This is a genomic window from Pseudopedobacter beijingensis (assembly GCF_042678145.1).
Lineage (GTDB): Bacteria > Bacteroidota > Bacteroidia > Sphingobacteriales > Sphingobacteriaceae > Pseudopedobacter > Pseudopedobacter beijingensis.
The window spans coordinates 75,653-98,117 of record NZ_JBHUDG010000002.1; the positions used below are offsets into that span (position 1 = coordinate 75,653).

Below are 22,465 nucleotides of genomic sequence, written 5' to 3' on the forward strand. Positions count from 1 at the left end.
ATGAAAGCTTTAAAATATTTAGTGCTTGTACTTTTTACCACATTAAGTTCATGCAATATATTGGATGTAGAACCTAAAGATTTTCTATCTCCTGAACAATATTATAATACAGAAAAGGAATTAAATACAGCCTTGACAGGCGTATATTCTACCTTTATCAAGGGTGGTACTTTTCTTAATAATTTAGGTAGGGTGGGTTTAGATGCTGATGAGGTTTATAATTACCGGGATCAGAATTCTGTATCAAATTACCTGACGGGGCCTAATGACGAAAAGATTCTTAACTTCTGGAGAGATTATTATGCGGGTATAACCCGGGCAAATATGTTGCTTAAAAACATAGATAAAGCAGTTGATGTAAGTAAGGAGAAAAGAGCTGTTATTAAAGGAGAGACTTTGTTTTTACGCGGTTTTTTCTATTTCATGCTGGTACAGAATTTTGGTGATGTGCCATTGATTTTACAACCCATAGAAACATCTGGTGTAGATGATATTCAGGTACCCAGAACTCCTGCTGTACAGGTGTATGGACAAATTATAAGCGACATGGAACAGGCTGCTGAACTGGTAGAAGACATTACTAAAGTTGGTAATGGCGGGCGAGCGAATAAATCTGCTGTCTACGGAATGCTGGCAAGAGTTTGTTTGTATATGGCGGGCAAGCCCATCAATGCTGGCAGACCTATGTATGAAGAGGCGAAGAAATGGGCAAAAAAGGTAATGGACAATCCAACACATAAACTTAATAATAGCTATGAAGATGTTTTTGTGAAATTGGCTACTGATAAATATGATATTGGAGAGAGCCTTTTTGAGATTGAATTTTTTGGAAATGGGCTGGGAATATATGCCAATTTAGGTGGTTTTGTTGGGTACCATAATGGTATCATGAATAATAATGTTACCAATACGGAAACCAATGTAGGACAGGCGTTTGCTTACCTGCAAACCACAGCCTATGTATATAATACTTTTGGCAATGGCGACCAGAGAAGAGATTGGGCTATTGCTCCTTTTACCTATACCGGCGGTACAGATAATGAAGTTTATTATGCTCAGGGAGCGTATTTGTTTAACCGGTTTATAGGGAAGTTCAGAAGAGCCTCAGAAACATTAAGGCCAAAACATGCCAGTCGTACTCCACAAAATTATCCTATTCTGCGTTTTTCTGATGTGCTTTTAATGTTTGCCGAAGCAGAAAATGAACTCAATGGGCCAACACAGGATGCTATAGATGCAGTTAATCTGGTGAGAAGGAGAGGTTATGGTAAGTTTTTAAACGGCGCAGGTGCTGTTTCTGAAAGCGTGAAACAAATTAATGTAACCAATGGAGGTAGTGGTTATACTTCTGCTCCTACAGTAACTATTAGTGGAGGAGACGGTGTGGGCGCTACGGCTACAGCGGTTATAGCCAGTGGTAAAGTAAGTGCAATAAACATAACCAATGCCGGCAGGAAATTTAAAACTGCACCTGTAATAACCATAACAGGAGGCGCAGGTACAGGGGCAACTGCAACTGCTGTATTAACCCAGATAACTGATGCGGATTTAACACCAGTACAAACAGCTGATGAGGTGTCGTTCAGGGAAATGCTTTATACAGAAAGAACAAGAGAGTTGGCTTTTGAAAATATGAGGAAGGCTGATTTGGTAAGATGGGGTGTTTTTGTGACTAAGATGAAGCAAAGTTTGGCAGATGCAAATTCGGCTGTCGCTTATTCCAGTATTACCAATGCCAAGGCCTATTTTGGAAATGCATCGGAAAGGGATGTTTTATGGCCAATACCCGGTTCTGAAATTGGGGTAAACGCTAAACTGACTCAAAATCCAGGATATTAAATTTATAGCAATGAGAACGATATTATTAGTATTAATAGTTTTTACATGTTTTTCATGTCAGAAATTAGAAAAGATAACCATGCCGGACTTTGAGGTAGAGCTATCTAAGCAAAACTATCATGTGGGCGATACGGTCTTGTTTAATTTTAAAGGAGACGCAGATGTTATTTCTGTTTATACGGGAGAAGTAGGACATAATTACGATTCTATTAATGGTAGAATGATGTCTTCTAAATTTAACGTCATCTTTGAGTCTCACGCTTTAGACGGGACACAGCGGGATCAGATTTATATTTACCTGCTTAAAGAGTTTAACGGCGATTACAGTATGGCAGGTGTAGATGCAGCCAGACCTTCTATGATTGAGCTTAATGATAGGTTAAGAACGGCTACTCCCGATGATAACAGGCAATGGATAAGTAGTGGTTATGGAGATATTACTGAATATTTAGATATGTCGGAGCCGAGTACTATTTATTTTGCCGTAAGGCATCTGGTTCGTAACCAGAATGTTTATGGCACTGGTAACCTGAACAGGGTGCGGAATTTTAAATTGTTCGCTATTAATGAACTGGATAAGGAAGAAACGGTATTCTCACAGGCAGTAGATAACTGGACTTTATTCTCATCAGCGAATAAAATGCCTGGAAGAGCTTCGCTGGATGCAACTAACCCTCCGCAAATGACCCTGAGAAATAGTACGGGAGCTTCTTATGTGACAGAAACTACTGAGGATTGGGTGATAAGTAACCCCATTCAGATAACCCCAGTTGTTGATGCCGGACCGGACCGGGCTATTGGCGTTAAAAGTATGGCTAATGCTATGCCGAAGACTTATACAAAGATTTACAATAAGGCCGGAGATTATAAGGTGGTTTTTAAGGCAATTAATCAGAGTGCAGCGGGTAGAAAAGAGGTGCTGAGAGAGGTAAACATACATGTTGCTCCATAAGTGAAGTATCGGGATTAGATTTTATTAAATCATTTCATTAATCATGTTTAATATTTTTAAGACAACGAAAAATTGTCTGAAGGGAATTCTTTTTGCCCTGTCCTTACTGGTATATTTTAATGCCTATGCGCAAAAAAAACATAAAAAGGTACCGGGAAGAGTGGTGGCTTATAGTCCTGCAAGTTCAGGGAGGTATATAGGTTCTCCCGGTATGTGTATTTTACCCAATGGAAACTATATTGCGACTCATGATCTATTTGGTCCCAATTCCAATGAATTTGTACAAGCTATTACATCTGTTTACAGTTCAAAAGATAAAGGGAAAAACTGGGAAAGAATAGCGGTTATAAATGGGCAGTTTTGGTCGAAGCCCTTTCTATATCAAAACCAGCTTTATCTTATAGGGACAGATAAACACCATGGAAATGTTATCATCAGAAGATCTGTTGACGGAGGAAAGAGCTGGACAAGTCCTGAGGATTCCAGATCCGGGTTACTGATGGAGGGAGAGTTTCATTGTGCTCCTACTCCTGTAATTTCTCATGAAGGATATTTGTGGAGAGCCATGGAAAGGGCTGATGGCCCTATCAAAAAATGGGGTAAAAGGTATGGGACTTTCATGATGTCTGTTAAAGAAGGTTCAGATTTGCTTGACGCTTCTAACTGGCGACATACCAATACGTTGGTGTATGATTCAACCTATTTAAATGGAAATTTTGGGGCATGGATAGAAGGAAATGCGGTTGTTTCTCCAGGTAACAACATTTTAAATGTGTTAAGGGTACATCATCCTAAAGATAAATTGAGTGAAAAAGGAGCTCTGGTTAAAATAACAGCAGATGGAAGTAAGAGTCAGTTTGACCCGAATACAGGATTTATCGATTTCCCCGGAGGAGGCAAAAAGTTTAGCATTAAATACGACCCTGTTTCTAAAAGCTATATTTCGATAGCTAATTATGTTCCCGCAAAATACAGAGGTGGCGCAACACAACTAGACAAAATACGGAATACTCAGGCGCTGATATCTTCTACAGATCTTATCAACTGGAAAGTGCATAAGGTATTATTGCATCATGAAGACCCTGTTAAGCATGGTTTTAATTATGTGGATTGGGAGTTTGAAGGAAAGCACCTGGTGTTCTTATCAAGAACAGCTTATCATGATGGAAAAGAAAGCGCTAAAAATTATCATGACGCTAATTTTTTGACTTTTCATACCCTCAGAAATTTCAGGAAATATTTAACAAAAACAATTCATTAAGAAAAATTTATAAGAAGATACGTTATGAAGAGATTTTTTGGGTTATTGCTTTTATTCATATTTACAAATGTAGCTTATTCGCAAGAGCTTCTGGATTTAATGCCCATGCCTCAAAAGGTAGAAAGAAAAGAGGGGAAGTTATATCTTGACAGTAATTTCCGACTTTCTATAAACGGGAATCCAGATGTTAGGTTATATAAAGCAACAACAAGATTTCTAAGAAGGCTGGATGAACAGACCATTGTATGGTTTAAGCAAGATCAGATTACCTCTACGGTAACAGATGCGCGAGCAATATTAAACATAGAAGTCAGTCGTCCGGCTAAAGTTGTTTTGAAAGAAGATGAATCATACAGTATTGCTATCAGCGGAGGGAAAATAAAGGTTAAAGCAACAACAGATTTAGGAGCCATGTATGCATTGGAAACATTGCTGCAATTAGTGCAGGCCGATGAAAAAGGTTTTTACTTCCCTAACATAGAAATAACCGATGCTCCCCGTTTTCCCTGGAGAGGTTTGATGATAGATGTAGTAAGGCATTTTATCCCTTATGAAGTTATCATCAGAAATATTGATGCTATGGCTGCGGTAAAAATGAATGTTCTTCATTTGCACTTGACCGATGACCAGGGGTTTAGAATAGAAAGTAAGAGCTTTCCGAAACTGCATGAAAAAGGTTCGAACGGGAAATACCTGACTCAGGAACAGATCAAAGATATTATAAATTATGCATCAGACAGAGGCATAAGAGTAGTGCCAGAATTTGATATGCCGGGACATGCGTCCAGTTGGTTTCCTGGTTATCCGGAATATGCCAGTGCACAACGGATTTATGAAATAGAAACAAAGTACAGTCATTTTGAGCCGGCACCGACTATGGATCCTACGAATGAAAACCTATACCCTTTCTTAGATCAATTTTTTAAAGAAATGACGGCATTGTTTCCTGATGAATATATTCATATAGGAGGCGATGAAAATAGTGGAAAGCAGTGGGATGCTAATCCAAAAATTCAGGAATACAAACAGCGTCATAACCTGAAGAGTAATACGGAGCTTCAAACTCAGTTTAATCATCGCCTTCAGGATATATTATCCAGGTATAAAAAGAAAATGATGGGCTGGGATGAAATTTTGGAACCGGGTATCTCTAAAGATATTATGATTCATTCGTGGAGAGGCAAAAAATCTCTTAATGAGGCAGCAAAAAAAGGTTATCCTGTAATTCTTTCTCATGGTTTTTATATTGATTTATTACATAGTGCTCAGGATTATTATCTGAACGATCCTTTGTCGGAAAGTAAAGACCTAGCTGCAAATGAGCTGTCTAATATTTATGGAGGCGAAGCTGCGATGTGGACTGAATTGGCAACGGCAGAAACCATAGATTCCAGAATATGGCCTTCTGCGGCTGCAATAGCAGAAAGGCTATGGTCTGCTCAAGAAATAAGGGATGTCAGAGATATGTACAGAAGGCTGGATAAACTCAACAACAAACTAGAGTTCTTAGGAATAGCCCATAAAAAGAATTATGAGGTTATGTTAAAACGATTGGCAAACGGAACAGATATTGTAGCTCTTAAAACTTTGGTGGATGTGGTTGAACCTATGAAAGGCCTTTCGAGAAGAAAGCAGGGCATAACTTATTATACCTATACGCCACTAATGATGGCAGCAGATGCAGCTCGTCCAGATAGTAAGGTTGCCAGAGAATTTTCTTATCTGATAGATGACTTTGTAGCAACATCTGCATCTCATTTAGCAGATAGCATAAAAAGACAGTACCAGATATGGATAGCTAATCACGAAAACCTGAAAAACACCATGCGTCTTGCTCCGGCGACCAGGGAACTGGAGCCCGTATCGGAAAACTTGAAAAGGTTATCTGAGATAGGATCCGGACTTGTGAGCTATTTACAGAAAAAATCAAAGGGTAAGCTCAAAGAAAAAGAGAAGATATCGGAAACACAGCTTAAAGAGTATGGTGCATTTTTTAAAGAGGCGGCTAAACCACGAGCCAATGTTGAATTTGTAGTGCTGATTAAAGCAACAGAAAAATTATTGGATTTAGTGCAAAAGGATAACTAAAAAGCCTTTTTACCCCTAACGGATATTTTAAATGCCCTTTTTGAAGTGATGATAATGTGTTATTTGTTAAAATATATGAAAAATTTAAGTGCTTTTTGTTTTTACTTATTTGTGCTTGCGGGTACATCTGCTTTTGCGAAAAAAACGGAAACTCCACCAGGTACTGTTGTCGCCTATAACCCTGCTTCAACTGGGAAATACCTTGGTTCGCCCAGTATTTGTATACTGCCTGATGGCAGCTATTTGGCAGCACATGATTTCTTTGGAAAAAAGACCTCGGAAGATGAATCTGTTATCTATAAATCTACAGATAAGGGAAAGAGCTGGAAAGAAATTGCCAGATTAAGACAGTTTTGGTCGGCCCTGTTTTTACATAAAGGCAGTATCTATTTTATTGGAACTATACAGGCGCATAACAATTATGTAATCAGGAAATCGACAGATGGTGGTTATACCTGGACAGAACCAAGTACTATTGTGCAAGGTAAATTCCATTGTGCACCAACACCAATTGTAGAACATAACGGACGTTTGTGGCGGGCTTTGGAAGATGCGGAAGGTGGTACAGAATGGCCTAAAAGATATGGCGCTTTTTTAATATCGGCTTCTGTTGACAGTGATTTATTGAAGGCAGAAAGCTGGAAAAGAACACAAACGGCCTGGTATAATGAAAGCTATCTGAATCATGAGTTTAAAGGTTGGCTGGAAGGGAATGCGGTTATAGATAAAAATGGAGAGATGGCAAACCTGATACGGGTACATACTTTAAGTAAAGATAAAGAGTACGCAGCCATTATACATGCTAAAGCCGATGGAAGCATAGCATTTGATGCCTCTAAAGATTTTATTGACCTGCCGGGTGGAAGTAAAAAATTTACGGTCAGATACGATAGTCAGACAAAAAGGTATTGGACATTGGTCAATTACGTACCGGTAGCATATAGAGGAAAAGAACAAATGGATAGGATACGAAATACATTGGTTCTGTGTTCTTCTGCTGATTTAAAGAAATGGGATATGCACAAGGAATTGTTATTTCACCCCGACTATAAAAAACATGGTTTTCAATATGCAGACTGGGTGTTTGATGGAAAAGATATCATCTTTCTTTCTCGTACTGCTTACGATGATCTGAAAGGAGGGGCGCGGAACTTCCATAACACTAATTATATCACCTTTCATCGTATAGACAATTTTAAAAAATATCAAAGAAAGCGCTTAAAGCAATTATAAAATGAAGAATACGTGTTTTTTTATAGTCATGTTTATGATCATGACACAGGGGAGTTATGGCCAAATATTTGAGCAAAAATTTGAATTTTTTAACTACGGAGATAGAATATCCAAATATATCAAGGCTGATGATCCGGGGAACAGTAAATTTACTTATATCAGTAGTAATGGAACCCAGAGGTCTGGAATAATTAATGGGGGATTGTTAAGGTTTGTAAAAACGGGACCAGCTTCGGCTCAACTGGTAAAATCTGGCAAATTCAACGCTAATTCAGATTTTCTATATATTAGCTTCAGTTACCGTATATCGGAAAATGAATCCGTTCACCCGAATGACAAGCAGGCATTTTTTTTCGTAGGGGATGGTTTTTCTAATGATGCAAAGCTACCTGACGACGCTAAAAATGTACATAGTAAATTCTCGTTTCATTATACGGGATCCGGAAAATTTAAGGTGTCTGATAACCAAAATAATTTAAGTGACGAGTTTTCTGGAGAACAGCAAATTACGTTTGTGATAAATAATACGGGTAAGGATCAGTTTTATACAGCCCCAAATAAAAGCAAAGAAAAGTTAGCCAACGATAAATGGGATTTATGGATCGGCGAAAATAAGGTGTTTGATGAAAGAGAGGTGGTGTCGCCAGATGTACCCTTGTCAGGATTTAAGTTTCATGTTCAGGCTCATGCTATTAATGGCATGACAGATTTAGGAAATTTTGTTGTGCACAATTTAGAAACCTTATCTAAGTCTCAACGGAAAAGAGAGATTATAGAAAATTCACAATATGTAGCTTATCGGAAAAGCTTTGTTGCTACCAAAAGATGGTTACAAATTCCGGTGAAAAATAAGGCTACAAAAAGAGGGGTAAGGATAGATGTTGATGGAAAGTGGTTTAGGAATTTTTCTGTAGAGTTGGCCAATGAAACTCCCGACTGGTATGCTTATGTGGATATCAATGAAATTAAGGGGAAAGCTTTTACGATGTCTGTAGATTCGCTGCCGTTTAATTCGTCTGCTTTTGCCAATATTAAACAGCTGGATGAAAAACCTAAGGATGAATTGTTGTACCACGAAAAATATAGAGGTCAGATACATTATTCTGTGAAAAATGGGTGCAGTACAGATGCTAATGGAATGACTTTTTATAATGGAGAATATCATTTGTTCTATCAGCATAATCCTTATGGTACCAGATGGGGAAATATGCACTGGGGACATGCGGTATCTAAAGATCTGGTACATTGGAAAGAGTTGGATATAGCTATTTATCCTGATGAGTTGGGGGACCCGTTTAGCGGAGGAGGAGTGGTAGATGTGGGAAATACCAGCGGACTTTCTAAAACAGGAAAGGATCCAATGATACTTTATTACACGGCAACGGGCATTCCGCGTACCCAGACTTTAGCATATTCTACTGATGGAAGAACATTTGAAAAATTGGGACGTTCGGTATTAAAGGGGGTAAGTCCTTTTAATAGAGATCCAAAAGTGTTGTGGCACGAACCAAGCAAAAAATGGATAATGGTATTATATGTGGAAGAAAAAGGTGAATTGCATACTATGCGTTTTTTTAACTCTACCAATATGATTGATTGGGAAGAAACTAGCGTTTATGTAGGTGGGAAAGGACAAGACCGTTATATGTATGAATGCCCTGAATTTTATGAATTACCAGTAGAGGGCAATCCAAATGAAAGAAAATGGATACTTGTTTGTGCAGACGGACAGTATGCTATTGGTACATTTAACGGAAGAGAATTTAAAGCGGAACAGGAGCGACTGCAGAGCGTAATAGGAAAAGGCTATTATGCCAGCCAGCAGTTTAGTAATGAACCGAAGGGAAGAAAGGTAGAAATGGGCTGGTTCCGTACCAATACCGATCAGGTGAATATGAACTTTAGCCAGTCATTTAGTATTCCAATGGAAATAAAATTGGTGCGTACCTCTCAGGGACTAAGGATTGTTAGAATACCTGTAGAAGAGTTTAAATCCTTGAGAAAGGAACATTCTACTTATAAGAATGAGGTTATTTCCAGGTCTTTAACTAAGGATATCCGATCTGAGGTTTATGAGCTGGAGGCAATTATACAACCACAACAGGCAAGTCAGCTGACGATTAACATCAGAGGGGTGATTTTTACTTATATGCCATCTTCCGGGAAGCTTGTCTATAAGGATCAGACGATAGACCTGCCACTAGAAAATGGAAAGTTGAAGATTCATGCTTTTGTAGATAAAGCAAGTGTGGAATTATTTGTAAATGATGGTTTGGTATTTATCCCCGTGAATGCAAATCTGGATGCTAGAAATACCAGGCTGGTATTTAACACTACAGGTTCAGAGGCTTTAGTAGAGCAATTGGATGTTTATAAATTAGAGAGTATCTGGTAAGTAAGATAATTAAGTTTAGGGTCTGTGAAAGATCTGTTTTAGAAAAGGTTTTGCTGTTTTTAATGTAATAACACTGAAGCTACTACAATAGTCATCAATATATCTGCGTCCAGGTTTCTGTAAAGATATTCCTTAACAAAACGGCTTGATTTTACCATGTGACTGTTTACCGTAGCAACAGTTATGCCCATTAAACGGCTTACTTCTTCGTAGCTCTTCCCTTCCAGTTTACACAAGGTAAATACTTGTTTACCCTGGGGGGGAAGTTTCTCAATAGCTTCTGTCAATATTTTTTGAGTTTCCCGGGCTTGAAAAACTTCTTCGGTATGTAAATAATAGTCAACAGCATTTACCATTAAACTGTTAAGTAATTGCTTGTCTCTTGCAACTTTACGTAAATAATCATATACCAGATTATGGGCTATGGTATATAAGAAAGATTTAAAGGATTTTTCAGGATCGATCTCTTTTCTTTTTTGCCATATTTTTATAAAAAGATCCTGTGAAAGCTCTTCTGCGATTTCTTCTTCCTTAACAATAAACAAGATTTTTTTGTAGACAGGTTTGATATAGATTTTATAAAGTTCGTTAAAAGCAGTTTCGTTACCAAGGTTTAATAACCTGATAAGCTCTTTCTGGCGAACTTCTTCTAAAACTGTCATGTTTTGTTTTTACTTAATTTAATAATGGCAGCATAAATTTATAAATATTCTTTTCAAATATCCTAAATGTAGGTTTTAATAGTAAAGACGGTTGGTGAAAAATGAAAGTTTGTATCGACGAAAAATCTGATTATATTATTTAATATTCATGTTTCAACCCTGTCTCTTGAAATGAATAATTGAGTAGCAGGGCAATTTATCTTACTAAATATAAATCATTATATTTGAGTAAGTGTTGATACAAACTCGAAAAATATGCTTACGGTAAACATAAACGACAGTCATTTGGAAAAGCGTATTGCAGAAAAAGCTCGTTTGATAGGTAAGAGCACACAAGAGCTGGTAAAAGATCTGCTTGCCGATGCTTTACTTGCAGGTAATGAGGGGTTGGATTATCAAAAGCTAAATCCTAAAGAACATGGCTATCTGATTGATACAAATGGAGAGGAAGATATCGTTGCAGAAGAAACAGTTTTGTTTTCACATGTAGAAGATACGGCTGCATTCGTCGATAATCTCCGTAAAAATACCTGGCGAAAATCATGATATTGATTGATACATCTGTTTTAATAGATTTTCTAAAAAGAAAAACAGATGCAGTTACTTTTATAGAAAGAGAGGGAAAGCAGAATCTTGCAATAAATACTGTAATCGCTATGGAGCTTTATCAGGGAGTGCTTAATAAGGCTGAGCTTCTGATGATCAAAAAAGAATTGCAGGGATTTTTTATGCTGCCCATCAATGAGAAGATAGCAAATCTGGCTTTGCAGCTATCACAAAAATATGCACTCTCTCATCATATAGGTTTATCTGATACCTTTATTGCAGCTACAGCTTTAATTTATGATATTGAACTAAAGACCTATAACCTTAAAGATTTTCAATTTATTCCAAATATTAACGTATCAAATTTTTTGGTATAGGTTATATAGGACCCTGTCTAAGGTTTATCTAATAATTTGCCTATGCTTTTGAGAGTTCTGATTTTCCGGATCTCGGGATAAGTTGTTATGTTTTCTTGAGGCAGACGTGGTGTTATCTTTTAAAACGAGGTTATAAATATTCTTATAACATAAATTCAAGCAGATTTTACAATTATTTATAAAATATCTTATTGATTATCAGTTGTATGTGTTTTATTTTGATTTTTTTTAAAATAAGACTCAATGTAAATTCTGTCCCAAGCGTATCAGTTATAGAAAGGCATATTATAAACCAATGATCAGGCTAAAAGAACTTTTTAATAAATATTTGATGGATGAGTGTACAGCAGAAGAAATAGGTCTGCTGTTCGGGCATTTTAGTGAAGCGAAGGACGAGAGTATGCTGAAAAAGCTTATCGCCGATGCACTTGATCAGATTCCTTACAATGGAGAAGAGGAAATTTTGTCGGATCAGAAGGTTCTTGATATGTATCAAAATATCCAACGGCAAATAAAAGAGGGTAATAAAGTGTCGCATTTATGGCGTAAAATAGCGGTAGCGGCTTCTGTTTTGGTGTTTATGTCATTGGGTATATATCTCTTTTTAGCCAGTCAGCAATCAGTACCACAAACAGAGAACCTGGTTAGTCAGGACGTATTATCTGACGGAAATAATAAAGCGGTGTTAACACTGGCAGACGGAAGTAAGATCATACTTGAAGATATCGAAAATGGAGTAATAGCCAATGAAGGTGCTTCAGAAATAAGCAAAACCAGCGAAGGACAATTGGTGTATAACACAGACCGCTTAGCAAAAGATAACAACATAAAGTATAATGAAATAGCTGTGCCAAGAGGAGGAGAGTATCGTATTGTGCTGCCTGATGGTACAAAGGTTTGGCTTAATTCATCTTCTGCCTTAAAATATCCTGCTCAATTTATAGGTCAGGAAAGAAGTGTAGAATTAATAGGTGAAGGTTATTTTGAAGTCGCTAAAAATACGAAGCAACCTTTCAAAGTAAAAGTGAAAGATATGGAAGTACAGGTTTTAGGAACACATTTTAATGTTTCAGCCTATCAGGATGATACTTCTATTATTACCACACTTTTGGAAGGTTCGGTTAATATATCAGGCAAAACAAGTCACGCAAAGTTAAAACCGGGAGAGCAATCAGTTTATGCTAACCATAATATTGAAGTGTCTGCAGCGAATATAGAAGAAGCGATAGCCTGGAAAAATGGTTATTTCAGATTCAATAACGAAGATATAGAAAGTATTATGAAAAAAGTATCTCGTTGGTACGATGTGGAAGTAGAATACAGGGGAGATGTCAAGGGGAAAACGTTCTGGGGAACATTCTCTCGTACAAAGAGTATATCTGAACTGCTTGCCAATCTTGAATTAACAGAATCTATAAAATTTAAAATAGTTCCGGGGGATGCCTCTGGTAAAGGAAGGAGGGTAATTGTTATGCAATAGCAGCTATTGTAGCTATAACAGTTAACCAAAATAAACCGGGAGCGTTAGCTCCGCCCCTGGTTTAACAGTTTGTAACTGTGACGTCTGGTTAACAAATCAAATTGTTTCGACACAATCATTTTTATTAAACCAACATTCAAATGTATAAAAAAAACACGGCATTTATATGCGGGGTATTTTCCTCTGTGCCCTATAAACTATTGCTGATTATGAAGCTTACTTTTATATTATGGATGATAGCCTTTATGCAGGTTAGTGCTGCAGGTTACTCACAAAAAGTTAATATAAAATTAAAGAATGCTTCTTTGGAAGAGGTCATTAACCAGCTGCGGAAACAGACTGACTATGACTTTCTATGTAATTCCGAGGTGTTTGCAGGACTTAAACCCGTTACACTTAATGCCATCAATAAGGATGTTCAGCAGGTTTTAGACGAATGCTTTATCAGTCTTCCCCTTAAATATAAAATCAATAACAGGACCATAGTTATAATACGTAAAGAAGAACCTGTAAAATCTCAGCAACCTCCTGTAATTAAGGTAAGTGGTAGGATAACCGACGAGAAAGGTGAACCCCTTCCGGGTGTAAGTGTAAGGGTAAAAGGCACTGCTACCGGAACAGTATCTAATGCAGAGGGGAATTATGCTATTTCTGTAAAAGATGATGCCGTACTTACTTTTTCTTTTATTGGATTTGTTCTTCAGGAAGTGAAAGTCACCCAAAGAAAGGTCATCAATGTTGCCATGAAATTGCAAAATACAGGTCTTGATGAAATTGTGGTGATTGGTTATGGAGAGGTTAAAAGAGGAGATATGACCGGATCTGTAGGGGAAGTTAAGGTAACGGATTTACAAAAAGCTCCTGTACCTACTTTTGAACAAGCCCTGGCCGGACGTATTGCCGGGGTCCAGGTAATGTCTAATGAAGGACAACCGGGGGCAGGAATAGATATTGTGATTAGAGGAGGAAACTCATTGACACAAAGCAATTCTCCTTTGTATGTGGTGGATGGTTTCCCGATAGAAGATTTTTCCAGTTCATCACTAAATCCCGAAGATATTGAAACCATTTCTGTATTAAAAGACGCATCGGCGACAGCTATTTATGGTTCAAGGGGGGCAAATGGTGTGGTAATTATAGAAACCAAGAAGGGTAAGATAGGACCGCCGCAAATAGCTTATCATGGATATTTTGGCATTCAGGAACCTACTAAAAGAATGAAGATGATGAACCCTTATGAGTTTGTCAAATACCAGTATGAATTGAGTCCCGAAGGTACAGAAAAGCTTTATTTCCAAAAACCAGGAAAGGCTCTTGACGACTATAAAAATTCAGAAAGTATAGATTGGCAATCACTGTTATTCAGAACAGCAGCTATGCATAATCATAATATTTCTGTCAGAGGTGCAACAGATTTTACAAAGTATTCTTTCTCCGGGTCGTTAGTGGATCAGGATGGAATTGTTATTAATTCGGGTTTTAATCGGGTACAAACCAGAGCTATTGTAGAGCAAACAATTAGTAAAAAGCTAAAGGCCAATATAAATATTAACTATGCTAAAGATAAGAATTATGGTTCTCTGGCTTCTGAAATGAAATCGAGTTCAAATTCTTATGCTTCTTATCTGATGTACCGTATTTTGGGGTATAGACCTGTGGCTAATGAAACAGATATTATTAACGAGTTGATTGACCCTGAAGATGAAAATGCGCTGTTTTTGATGAATCCGCTTATTTCAACTAAAAATGAAATCCGTCAGGAAACAAGATCAGACCTGTCTATCAATTCGGGATTAAATTATAATATTACCAATGACCTTACATTTAATGTAAGAGGCGGGTATAATCAAAGATTTACCAAAAGTCAAGTACTCAATAATTCACAAACGTATAAAGGCTTCAAATCAAATTGGAATCCAAATGGAGCTAATGGTACTTATGGAGACATAGAATTAAATACCTGGGTAAATGAAAACAGGCTTACTTATAAAAAGAGATTAAATAAGGATCATTATTTTGATGTTACTGCTGCTTTTACATTGCAAGGTACTACTCTGGAAAACTTTGGTTTTGAAACAGATAGGATAGTTAACGAGGAATTGGGAGTGAGAGCTTTAGATTTTGGTACTCCTAAAAGTGTAAAGTCTGTATTATCTAAAAATACATTAATGTCCTATTTAGGAAGAGTTAACTATAATCTAAAGTCCAAGTACTTATTTACAGCCTCATTAAGGGCAGATGGTTCGTCTAAATTTGCACCAGCTAATAGATGGGGTTTCTTTCCTTCAGGAGCTTTTGCCTGGCAAATGGGCAGGGAAGACTTTTTGAAAAGTTCACGACTGATTAATGACGCAAAACTACGCGTAAGTTATGGTATTACCGGTAATAATAGGATAGGTGATTTTGGTCGTTTTCAGACATTAAATATTGCAGATTATTATTCTTTTGGTAACGAAGAACCATATTATGCAGCAGCGGTTAGCAGTATGGGGAATCCAAACTTGAAATGGGAAAAAACAGCTCAGTTAGATATAGGTTATGACATTTCGCTGTTAAAGAACCGATTGAATTTTACAGTGGATTTTTATAACAAAAATACCAGCGATTTATTGCTGAATGCGAATGTTCCGTTAGCTACAGGGTTTAATGCGGTATTTAAAAACGTAGGGAAGGTTAGAAACTCGGGATTGGAATTTTCTGTAAATACCATCAATATCCAGAAAAAAGACTTTTCTTGGGAATCTTCATTTAATATCAGTTTTAACCAAAATAAGATACTGAAACTTTCAGAAGGTCAGTCTCATATGTTATCCTGGGTGCCTTTTACCGGGGACTACAATGGTTCTTTCTCTTATATAGCACAAGTAGGCGGACCAGCGTCAGCATTATATGGTTATGTGTGGGATGGAAATTATCAATACGAAGATTTTGATTTAATAGGTACATCTTATGTTTTGAAAAAGGGTGTCTCTACAAATGGTAATACCAATGTACAACCCGGTGATATTAAATATGTGGATTTTAATAGGGATGGTACGGTAAACGAAAAAGATATGGTGATAATAGGAAGGGCCTTACCTATACATTTTGGAGGGTTTAACAATAATTTTACTTACAAAGGATTTAGCTTAAACGTGTTTTTTCAGTGGAATTACGGTAATGATATTATCAATGCTAACCGATTGGCCTTTGAAGGAAATATGGCGAATAGGGTAAATCTAAATCAATTTGCATCTTACGAAAACCACTGGACTCCAGATAATCCGACAAACGAAAATTTTAGAGTAGGTGGTTTTGGACCAAAAGGAAGGTATTCTACCAAAATTATAGAAGACGGTTCGTTCCTAAGGTTAAAAACAGTACAGTTGGGTTATGCATTTCCTAAGAAAATGAGAGGGAAACTAAAATCACTGGAAATATATGGTGCCGCCCAGAATATATATACATGGACAAATTACACCGGATATGATCCGGAGGTATCTGTAAGGCATTCGACGTTAACACCAGGTTTTGATTATTCTTCCTATCCCCGAAATCTGACGGTAACAGCGGGTGTAAAAGCTAATTTTTAATAAAAAATCATTAAAGAAATGATAAAGAAGATATTGTTTATTCCACTTTTTGCATGGGTGCTGATAAGTATCTCATCCTGTACCGGTTTTCTGGATGTAAAACCAGATAATTACGTGGCATCTACGGAGAACTATTATAAAAACAAACAGCAGTTAGATATTGCGCTTAGAGGTGTGTACGCCATTCTTGCCGAAACTTTTACTTATGGAAATACGATGCTGGGTCGCATGGGCTTAGAAGCTGATGAGGGATTTATGCATTTTCCAACAGATAATGGAACCATGGGGTACTATGTTGTAAATACTACTGACGACAAAATACTTAATCATTGGAGAGCATTGTACAGAGGTATAAGCAGGGCAAATCTGTTACTTAAAAATATTGATAATCCAGAAATTGATATTGAGGCCACAGAAAGAAGTAATATCAAAGGACAAGCACTTTTTTTAAGAGGTTATTACTTTTTTATGCTGGTAAGCAGGTTTGGCGGAGTTCCATTGGTTTTAGATCCACCGGTTTCCAGTGAAGACGAATATACTCAATTACCCCGTTCTACAGCACAGGAGGTTTATCAGCAGGTACTTTCTGACATGGAGCAGGCGGCAGATTTAGTTGAAGATATCAAAATAGTAAAATCGGCAGGAAGGGTGAGTAAATCAACTGTATGGGGAATACTATCAAGGGTTAACCTGTATATGGCCGGATATCCGTTAAATGAAACAGCTCGATATCAGGAAGCCGCTAAATGGGCTAAAAAGGTTATTGATCTCGATTTTCATCAACTTAATCCATCTTATGAACGCGTATTTATCAATTATTCTGCAGATGAATATGATAAAGAAGAAAGTATATGGGAAGTTGAATTTTGGGGAAATGGAACTGGTATTTATAGTACAGCAGGAGGTGCTGTAGGAATTATTAATGGCATTGCTTATTCGGCGACCGGAACTGCAAGTTGGGGATTTTCGCAAGGAATGGTAAGACCACACCCCTGGCTTTATAGATTATATGATGCCAATGATTTAAGACGTGATTGTGCCATAGCTCCATATAAATATACAGACGCAGGAAAAGAAGCTTTTTCGCCAACAAGTTTGATTATAGAAAGGTTTTGCGGGAAATTCAGAAGAGAATATGAAAAGGTATTTCCAAAAACGACTACACAAACTCCACAGAATTTTCCTTTACTGCGTTATGCAGATGTGTTGCTGATGTATGCAGAGGCCATTAATGAATCGGAAGGAAACCCTGAAAACGCATTGAAATTTATCAATCAGGTGCGAAGAAGAGCAAAAGGTATTGATGTTAAAGGCAATAATACGTCTGCAGATTTACCAACAGGTACATCTTATACCGTATTTAAGGCAGAGCTAAAAAATGAAAGAGCGAGGGAGTTGTGTTTTGAATCCTTAAGAAAGAATGACCTTGTACGCTGGGGAGACTTTTATACCAACATGAAGCAGAGGTTAACAGAGGCTCCTGCCGGGACCAATACGCTTTATGTTTCTATGCGTAATTATTATACTAACGTGACACCAAGAGATGTAATATGGCCAATTCCTTCGTATGAAATGGGAGTCAATCCTAACCTGGTTCAAAATGAGGGATGGTAATGTCTATTCAGGAAAATCATAAACTTAAATGAAGTTATCATGTATAAAAAGATAAAGTGTTTCATAGGGGCTTTAGCAATTCTTGGAGTTATAGCTTCATGTTCTAAAGACTTAAAAATAGATTCACCGGATTTTAGTGTGTCTGTTCTGAATAAAACAGTGAAACAAGGTGACACTGTGAGTTTTAATTTAATGGGAAATCCCAACATCATTACTTTTTATTCGGGCGAATTTGGTAATGATTATGCCTATATAAATCGTGATAGTATAATTGATATCAGAGAACTTAATCTTTCTTTTCAGAATCAGGTTCGTGGGCAAGGAGGTACAGAACCATTATGCCAGGATGATCAGTTTCATGTACTGGTTACTAATGATCTTGATTTGGCAGGAGCAACCAAAGAAGATTCTGTACAGCGAATAAAAAATGCTGTTTGGAAAGATTTAACGAATAAATTTACATGGAGTCCATTAAACTGTTTAAGTACCAATCCGTATATTTCATCGGGTACAGTTAATATTGTGGATTCTATTGTGAAGAATAAAACCACTTATTTTGCATTCAGGTATACCAACAGACCAAATAATAATCAAACAGGAAAATCGGCAATCTGGAGATTTCAGGCTTTAAACCTTACATCGGTTACAACATCTGGGAACACTACGTTGATGACTCAGGGAAATGCCGGATGGAAACCTGTTTATGAGGGTGGTATAGCGGCATGGGGAACAAATCCTGTCCCATTTGAAATCTCGACAACTTCTTACGCAGTAACTATGAGGGGATTAAGAACTGCGACAGAAACTAATCAAATGTGGTGTTTAAGCAACTCCTTTATTATTACAGATAAGAATGTGGGTAGAAACCCCGGTGTAGGTATCAAATCTCTTACAGATGTACCTCTTACTTCATACAAATATATCTATAAAAAAGCCGGAACCTATAATGTGGTCTTTATTGCTACCAATGCAAATAAAGATGGAATGAAAGAAAATATACAACGATTACAAATTATAGTAGAGCCATAATCATATAAATAAAATATTTAAGATGAGAAAGTTGAGGAATACAATTATAGTGTTCTTAAGCTATTTTATTGCCCAAGGGAAAATAACAATAGCACAATTTAGTTTACCTAAACCATTGAAATATGAAGAGTCTACCATTTCGGATTTTGGTTTTGGATTAGACTTAAAACCTACTGTTTTGCCCAATGGAGATTTACTGGTAAGTATCTCTCTGCTTGGTGGTGGATTTTATACCTGTAAATTTTTAGGGAAAACAGAAGATGGCTCTTTATTGTACGACAGGCCTGTAAAGCAGGAGAGTTTTAGTAAGGAGTATGGATTAAGCAGAGCAATTTATGTAGATGGAAATCAGCCTGAATATTTCTTTACGGAGAAAAAAACAAAACGTTGGGTACATGTACAATTTGCGAAAGAAGATAACCTGACGGTAATGAAAACAACACCTGTGACCGTGGGAGGTAATCCTTTGATTGGTGATTTTACGATTATTAAAAATCGGGAAGGGACGTTTTTGGTGAAGTATTCTTATGTAAACGAAGGCAAATCTTATTGGCCGGGAGGTAAAAATCCATGGGTATATCCATCAAATCCGGAAATTGGATTTAATAAAGGGTTTGATGCAAAGGGAAACTGGAAAGGAGAAAAGACAAAAGCGCAGTTTAGTTATGCCGAGATTGTTAGCAAAGATAACTGGGAGTTTGGAGCCTATCAGAAAGTACTATCTAATAATCAACCTCTAACATTGGAGTTTTACCAAAGTCCCTCAAGAATATTCGAAGTAGAAGTATTGGGTAAAAAAGAACAGCAGATTTTACTTACATGGGATGTAGATAAGGTTACATTGTACGAAACGGCTTTATTAAAGGGGACTTTAAATTTCTTCGAAAAAAAACTACCTAAAGGGATTTCTGAGAGAACAAAGGAGCTTTATAGCGGTGCAGATATAAGTTCTACACAACCTGTTTATAAAGATTTAGCTGCAAGGCCTGGATTTATAATGGGGGGAAATCCCGGAATTTTAATCGAATACTACTTTGATAAAAAAGCATCCGAATGGAAACAAAGGCCCGTGAAAATGAAAGGAGGAGATTTGCATATCCAGACACTGGCAGCTCCGCAATGGATTGATTGGGATGGAGATGGTATAGCCGATATTATTGGTGGCGACTCATCGGGCTTTATATGGTTCTTTAAAAATACAGGGACAGATGAAACGCCTGTATGGAAACCAGGAGTAAAGTTAGAAGCAAAGGGTAAAGTCATTCAGCATCAGGCAGGATTAACAGGATCAATACAAGGTCCTAACGAAAAACGATGGGGTTATGTGCAACCATTTGTTGTGAATTGGGATAATGATGGTTTATTGGATATTCTTTGTAATGATGTAAAAGGCGAGTATACAGTCTATAAAAATATAGGAAGCAAGCAAAGCCCGAAATTAGCAGAGGCAATAGCATTGGAATATACTGGTAAACCTTTTAGAGCTGCATGGAGAAGCAAACCCGGCGTAATCCCTTCTCATTATCTTTCCTCGAATTTCCAATCAGAACAAATGCTCGCTATTAACGGTTCGGGGATATTGTGTCGTTATGCTAGGGAGAGAACCAATGCCGATAAATTGACAGAAGAAATTCCATTAAAATGGGAAAATGGAGAAAATATACGCATAGTAGGTTTTGCCGGACATGAAGGCAGAGCTACATTAAGTGTATGCGATTATAACCGTGATGGAAAATGGGATATTCTGTTTGGGCAGGGTATTCACATGTTCCAATCCAAAGAAGTAGAAGAAGCCAAACCTTATGCAACAGCTTATGTGCTTATAAATAAAGGGACCAATGAAAAACCTGTTTTTGAAAGGCCAAAAGTAATTTGTCAGGAAAATGGAGAGCTTATAAATATGGACAGACATGGTTGTTGGGTAAGTCCTGTATTAACAAAAGAGGGATTTGTGAAAGATATTCTTGCGGGTGGTGAGGATGGAAGATTTTACTTGTTTAAAAATCCAAAAACCTGCGAGTGATCATAAAATCTCATTCGATTATAAACTTAAAAAATAAATTAAAGATGAAAAAAAACAGACTAAAACAAATTGGTGTAATAATATTGGCTTCTGTCGGTATTGTAAAAGTTTCGTTGGCGCAGTCGCTAGCGGAAACATCACCCGGTTCAACACCGGGAAATACAGGTACTGTGAAATTTATGTACGGGGGAAATGAGGTAACTTATAGTACTGTAAGGGCAAAGGATGGTAATATATGGTTACAGCAGAATTTAGGATCCTCTAAAGTGGCAATCAGTCAAAATGGAGATGTTAATGCCGAGGGAGATTTATTCCAATGGGGACGTTGGGATGACGGACACCAAACAGGAGCAACGCAGGCAGAAAATATAACAGCAAATCTTAATCCTAATAATCCAGCAGGATTAAATAAGACAGGAAACAATCCCTTTTACTATAAAGGCTCCTCTGGCAATTTGTGGTGGGTAAGTGGTGTTGTCACGGACAAGGCAGAAGCAGGTAGTCCTGATGATGTAACCGCAACAAATGGTTGTGACCCATGTAAAAAACTAATGGGAGGAGATTGGAGGTTACCCACACAAGCAGAGTGGGATGCGGCAATAATAGCAGAAAATATAACCAATGCAAATACGGCATTTACCTCCAGTCTGGTAATACCTGCAATAAAACCACGAGATGCAACTACAGGAAATCGTCTGACTAATTATAATACAGTAAGGTATTGGTCTGGTACAGCAGGTAGTGGAGGCGGAGCTTTTGTTCTTAATCTTGGTTCATCAGTAGCCAATACAACCAATATTTCGAGAGCACAGGGGTATGCTGTTCGTTGCATTAACAAACCAGTGACCACTCCCGTCGGCTTTATAAACTTTAAGGGTAAAGGCGGTACGTTGGGTATAAATCTAGAATGGACAATAGCCTCAGAATATAATAATGCTTATTATACAGTTGCACATTCCGGTGATGGGGTGTTTTTTAAAAACCTGACAGATGTAACAGGAAAAGGAAATTCATCAGTAAAGCAAATCTATACGTATGTACACCGCAACCCTGTTTCTGGAGTGAATTATTATAAATTATCTCAAACGGATTTAGACGGAACATACAGAGAACTTTCAACTATTCTGGTTGCAGATAAAGGGCCAGGAGAAGAAGTAATCATGGTCAAGGCCACGGATCAGTTTGTTAATGTATTGTTGACAGGTTTTGAGTTTAAGCCCAGAAAAATTACTGTTTCTTCTATTACCGGTCAAAATATATATGCAGGCAAAATCAATGATGATAATATAACATTTCCATTAGTCCTTAAAAAGGGTGGATACGTTATCAGGGTAGATTTTGAAGATAATACGTTTAAAATGGTGAAATTTATCAAATAAACAGACTTTAAGTAT

The 22,465-nt window shown here is 37.3% G+C and carries 15 protein-coding genes; 14 read left to right on the forward strand and 1 reads right to left on the reverse strand.

Going from position 1 to position 22,465, the window contains the following annotated elements; all coding sequences use genetic code 11:
* The 6 genes from ACFSAH_RS01295 to ACFSAH_RS01320 all read left to right on the forward strand — a co-directional run bounded on the left by ACFSAH_RS01295 (position 1) and on the right by ACFSAH_RS01320 (position 9,768).
* Positions 1-1,839, forward strand: a complete 1,839-nt coding sequence (locus ACFSAH_RS01295) for a RagB/SusD family nutrient uptake outer membrane protein (protein ID WP_379660875.1) — start codon at positions 1-3, stop codon at positions 1,837-1,839.
* Positions 1,840-1,849: 10 nt separating this feature from the next.
* Positions 1,850-2,791, forward strand: coding sequence for a DUF5017 domain-containing protein (locus tag ACFSAH_RS01300; RefSeq protein WP_379660876.1), 942 nt, complete (start codon positions 1,850-1,852; stop codon positions 2,789-2,791).
* Positions 2,792-2,834: 43 nt separating this feature from the next.
* Complete coding sequence (locus tag ACFSAH_RS01305; protein ID WP_379660877.1) at positions 2,835-4,052, forward strand: sialidase family protein; 1,218 nt, start codon at positions 2,835-2,837, stop codon at positions 4,050-4,052.
* Positions 4,053-4,076: 24 nt separating this feature from the next.
* A complete protein-coding gene (locus tag ACFSAH_RS01310; RefSeq protein WP_379660878.1) occupies positions 4,077-6,140 on the forward strand; it encodes a beta-N-acetylhexosaminidase in 2,064 nt (687 codons plus the stop codon).
* 75 nt (positions 6,141-6,215) lie between these two features.
* A complete protein-coding gene (locus tag ACFSAH_RS01315) occupies positions 6,216-7,373 on the forward strand; it encodes a sialidase family protein (RefSeq protein WP_379660879.1) in 1,158 nt (385 codons plus the stop codon).
* Position 7,374: 1 nt separating this feature from the next.
* Positions 7,375-9,768, forward strand: coding sequence for a glycoside hydrolase family 32 protein (locus ACFSAH_RS01320; RefSeq protein ID WP_379660880.1), 2,394 nt, complete (start codon positions 7,375-7,377; stop codon positions 9,766-9,768).
* 59 nt (positions 9,769-9,827) lie between these two features.
* Here ACFSAH_RS01320 and ACFSAH_RS01325 read toward each other — a convergent pair whose 3' ends face one another.
* Positions 9,828-10,430, reverse strand: coding sequence for an RNA polymerase sigma factor (locus ACFSAH_RS01325; protein WP_379660881.1), 603 nt, complete (start codon positions 10,428-10,430; stop codon positions 9,828-9,830).
* Between the two features lie 255 nt (positions 10,431-10,685).
* Between ACFSAH_RS01325 and ACFSAH_RS01330 the strand changes: the two genes are divergently transcribed.
* From ACFSAH_RS01330 to ACFSAH_RS01365, 8 genes are all read left to right on the forward strand, one after another.
* Entirely contained in the window at positions 10,686-10,976 is a 291-nt protein-coding gene (locus ACFSAH_RS01330; protein WP_379660882.1) for a hypothetical protein, read from the forward strand.
* A complete protein-coding gene (locus ACFSAH_RS01335; protein ID WP_379660883.1) occupies positions 10,973-11,353 on the forward strand; it encodes a type II toxin-antitoxin system VapC family toxin in 381 nt (126 codons plus the stop codon). The genes ACFSAH_RS01330 and ACFSAH_RS01335 overlap by 4 nt, the downstream gene beginning before the upstream one ends.
* A 295-nt stretch (positions 11,354-11,648) precedes the next feature.
* Positions 11,649-12,833, forward strand: coding sequence for a FecR family protein (locus tag ACFSAH_RS01340; protein WP_379660884.1), 1,185 nt, complete (start codon positions 11,649-11,651; stop codon positions 12,831-12,833).
* Positions 12,834-12,973: 140 nt separating this feature from the next.
* Positions 12,974-16,405, forward strand: a complete 3,432-nt coding sequence (locus ACFSAH_RS01345) for a TonB-dependent receptor (protein WP_379660885.1) — start codon at positions 12,974-12,976, stop codon at positions 16,403-16,405.
* An 18-nt stretch (positions 16,406-16,423) separates the two neighbouring features.
* Positions 16,424-18,019 (forward strand): RagB/SusD family nutrient uptake outer membrane protein, encoded by a 1,596-nt coding sequence (locus ACFSAH_RS01350; protein ID WP_379660886.1) that lies wholly within the window; start codon positions 16,424-16,426, stop codon positions 18,017-18,019.
* 39 nt (positions 18,020-18,058) lie between these two features.
* Positions 18,059-19,048: a DUF5017 domain-containing protein gene (locus tag ACFSAH_RS01355; protein WP_379660887.1), complete on the forward strand. Its 990-nt coding sequence runs from the start codon at positions 18,059-18,061 to the stop codon at positions 19,046-19,048.
* Between the two features lie 22 nt (positions 19,049-19,070).
* A complete protein-coding gene (locus tag ACFSAH_RS01360; RefSeq protein ID WP_379660888.1) occupies positions 19,071-21,071 on the forward strand; it encodes an FG-GAP repeat domain-containing protein in 2,001 nt (666 codons plus the stop codon).
* A 44-nt stretch (positions 21,072-21,115) separates the two neighbouring features.
* A complete protein-coding gene (locus tag ACFSAH_RS01365) occupies positions 21,116-22,450 on the forward strand; it encodes a hypothetical protein (protein ID WP_379660889.1) in 1,335 nt (444 codons plus the stop codon).
* Positions 22,451-22,465: the final 15 nt, after the last annotated feature.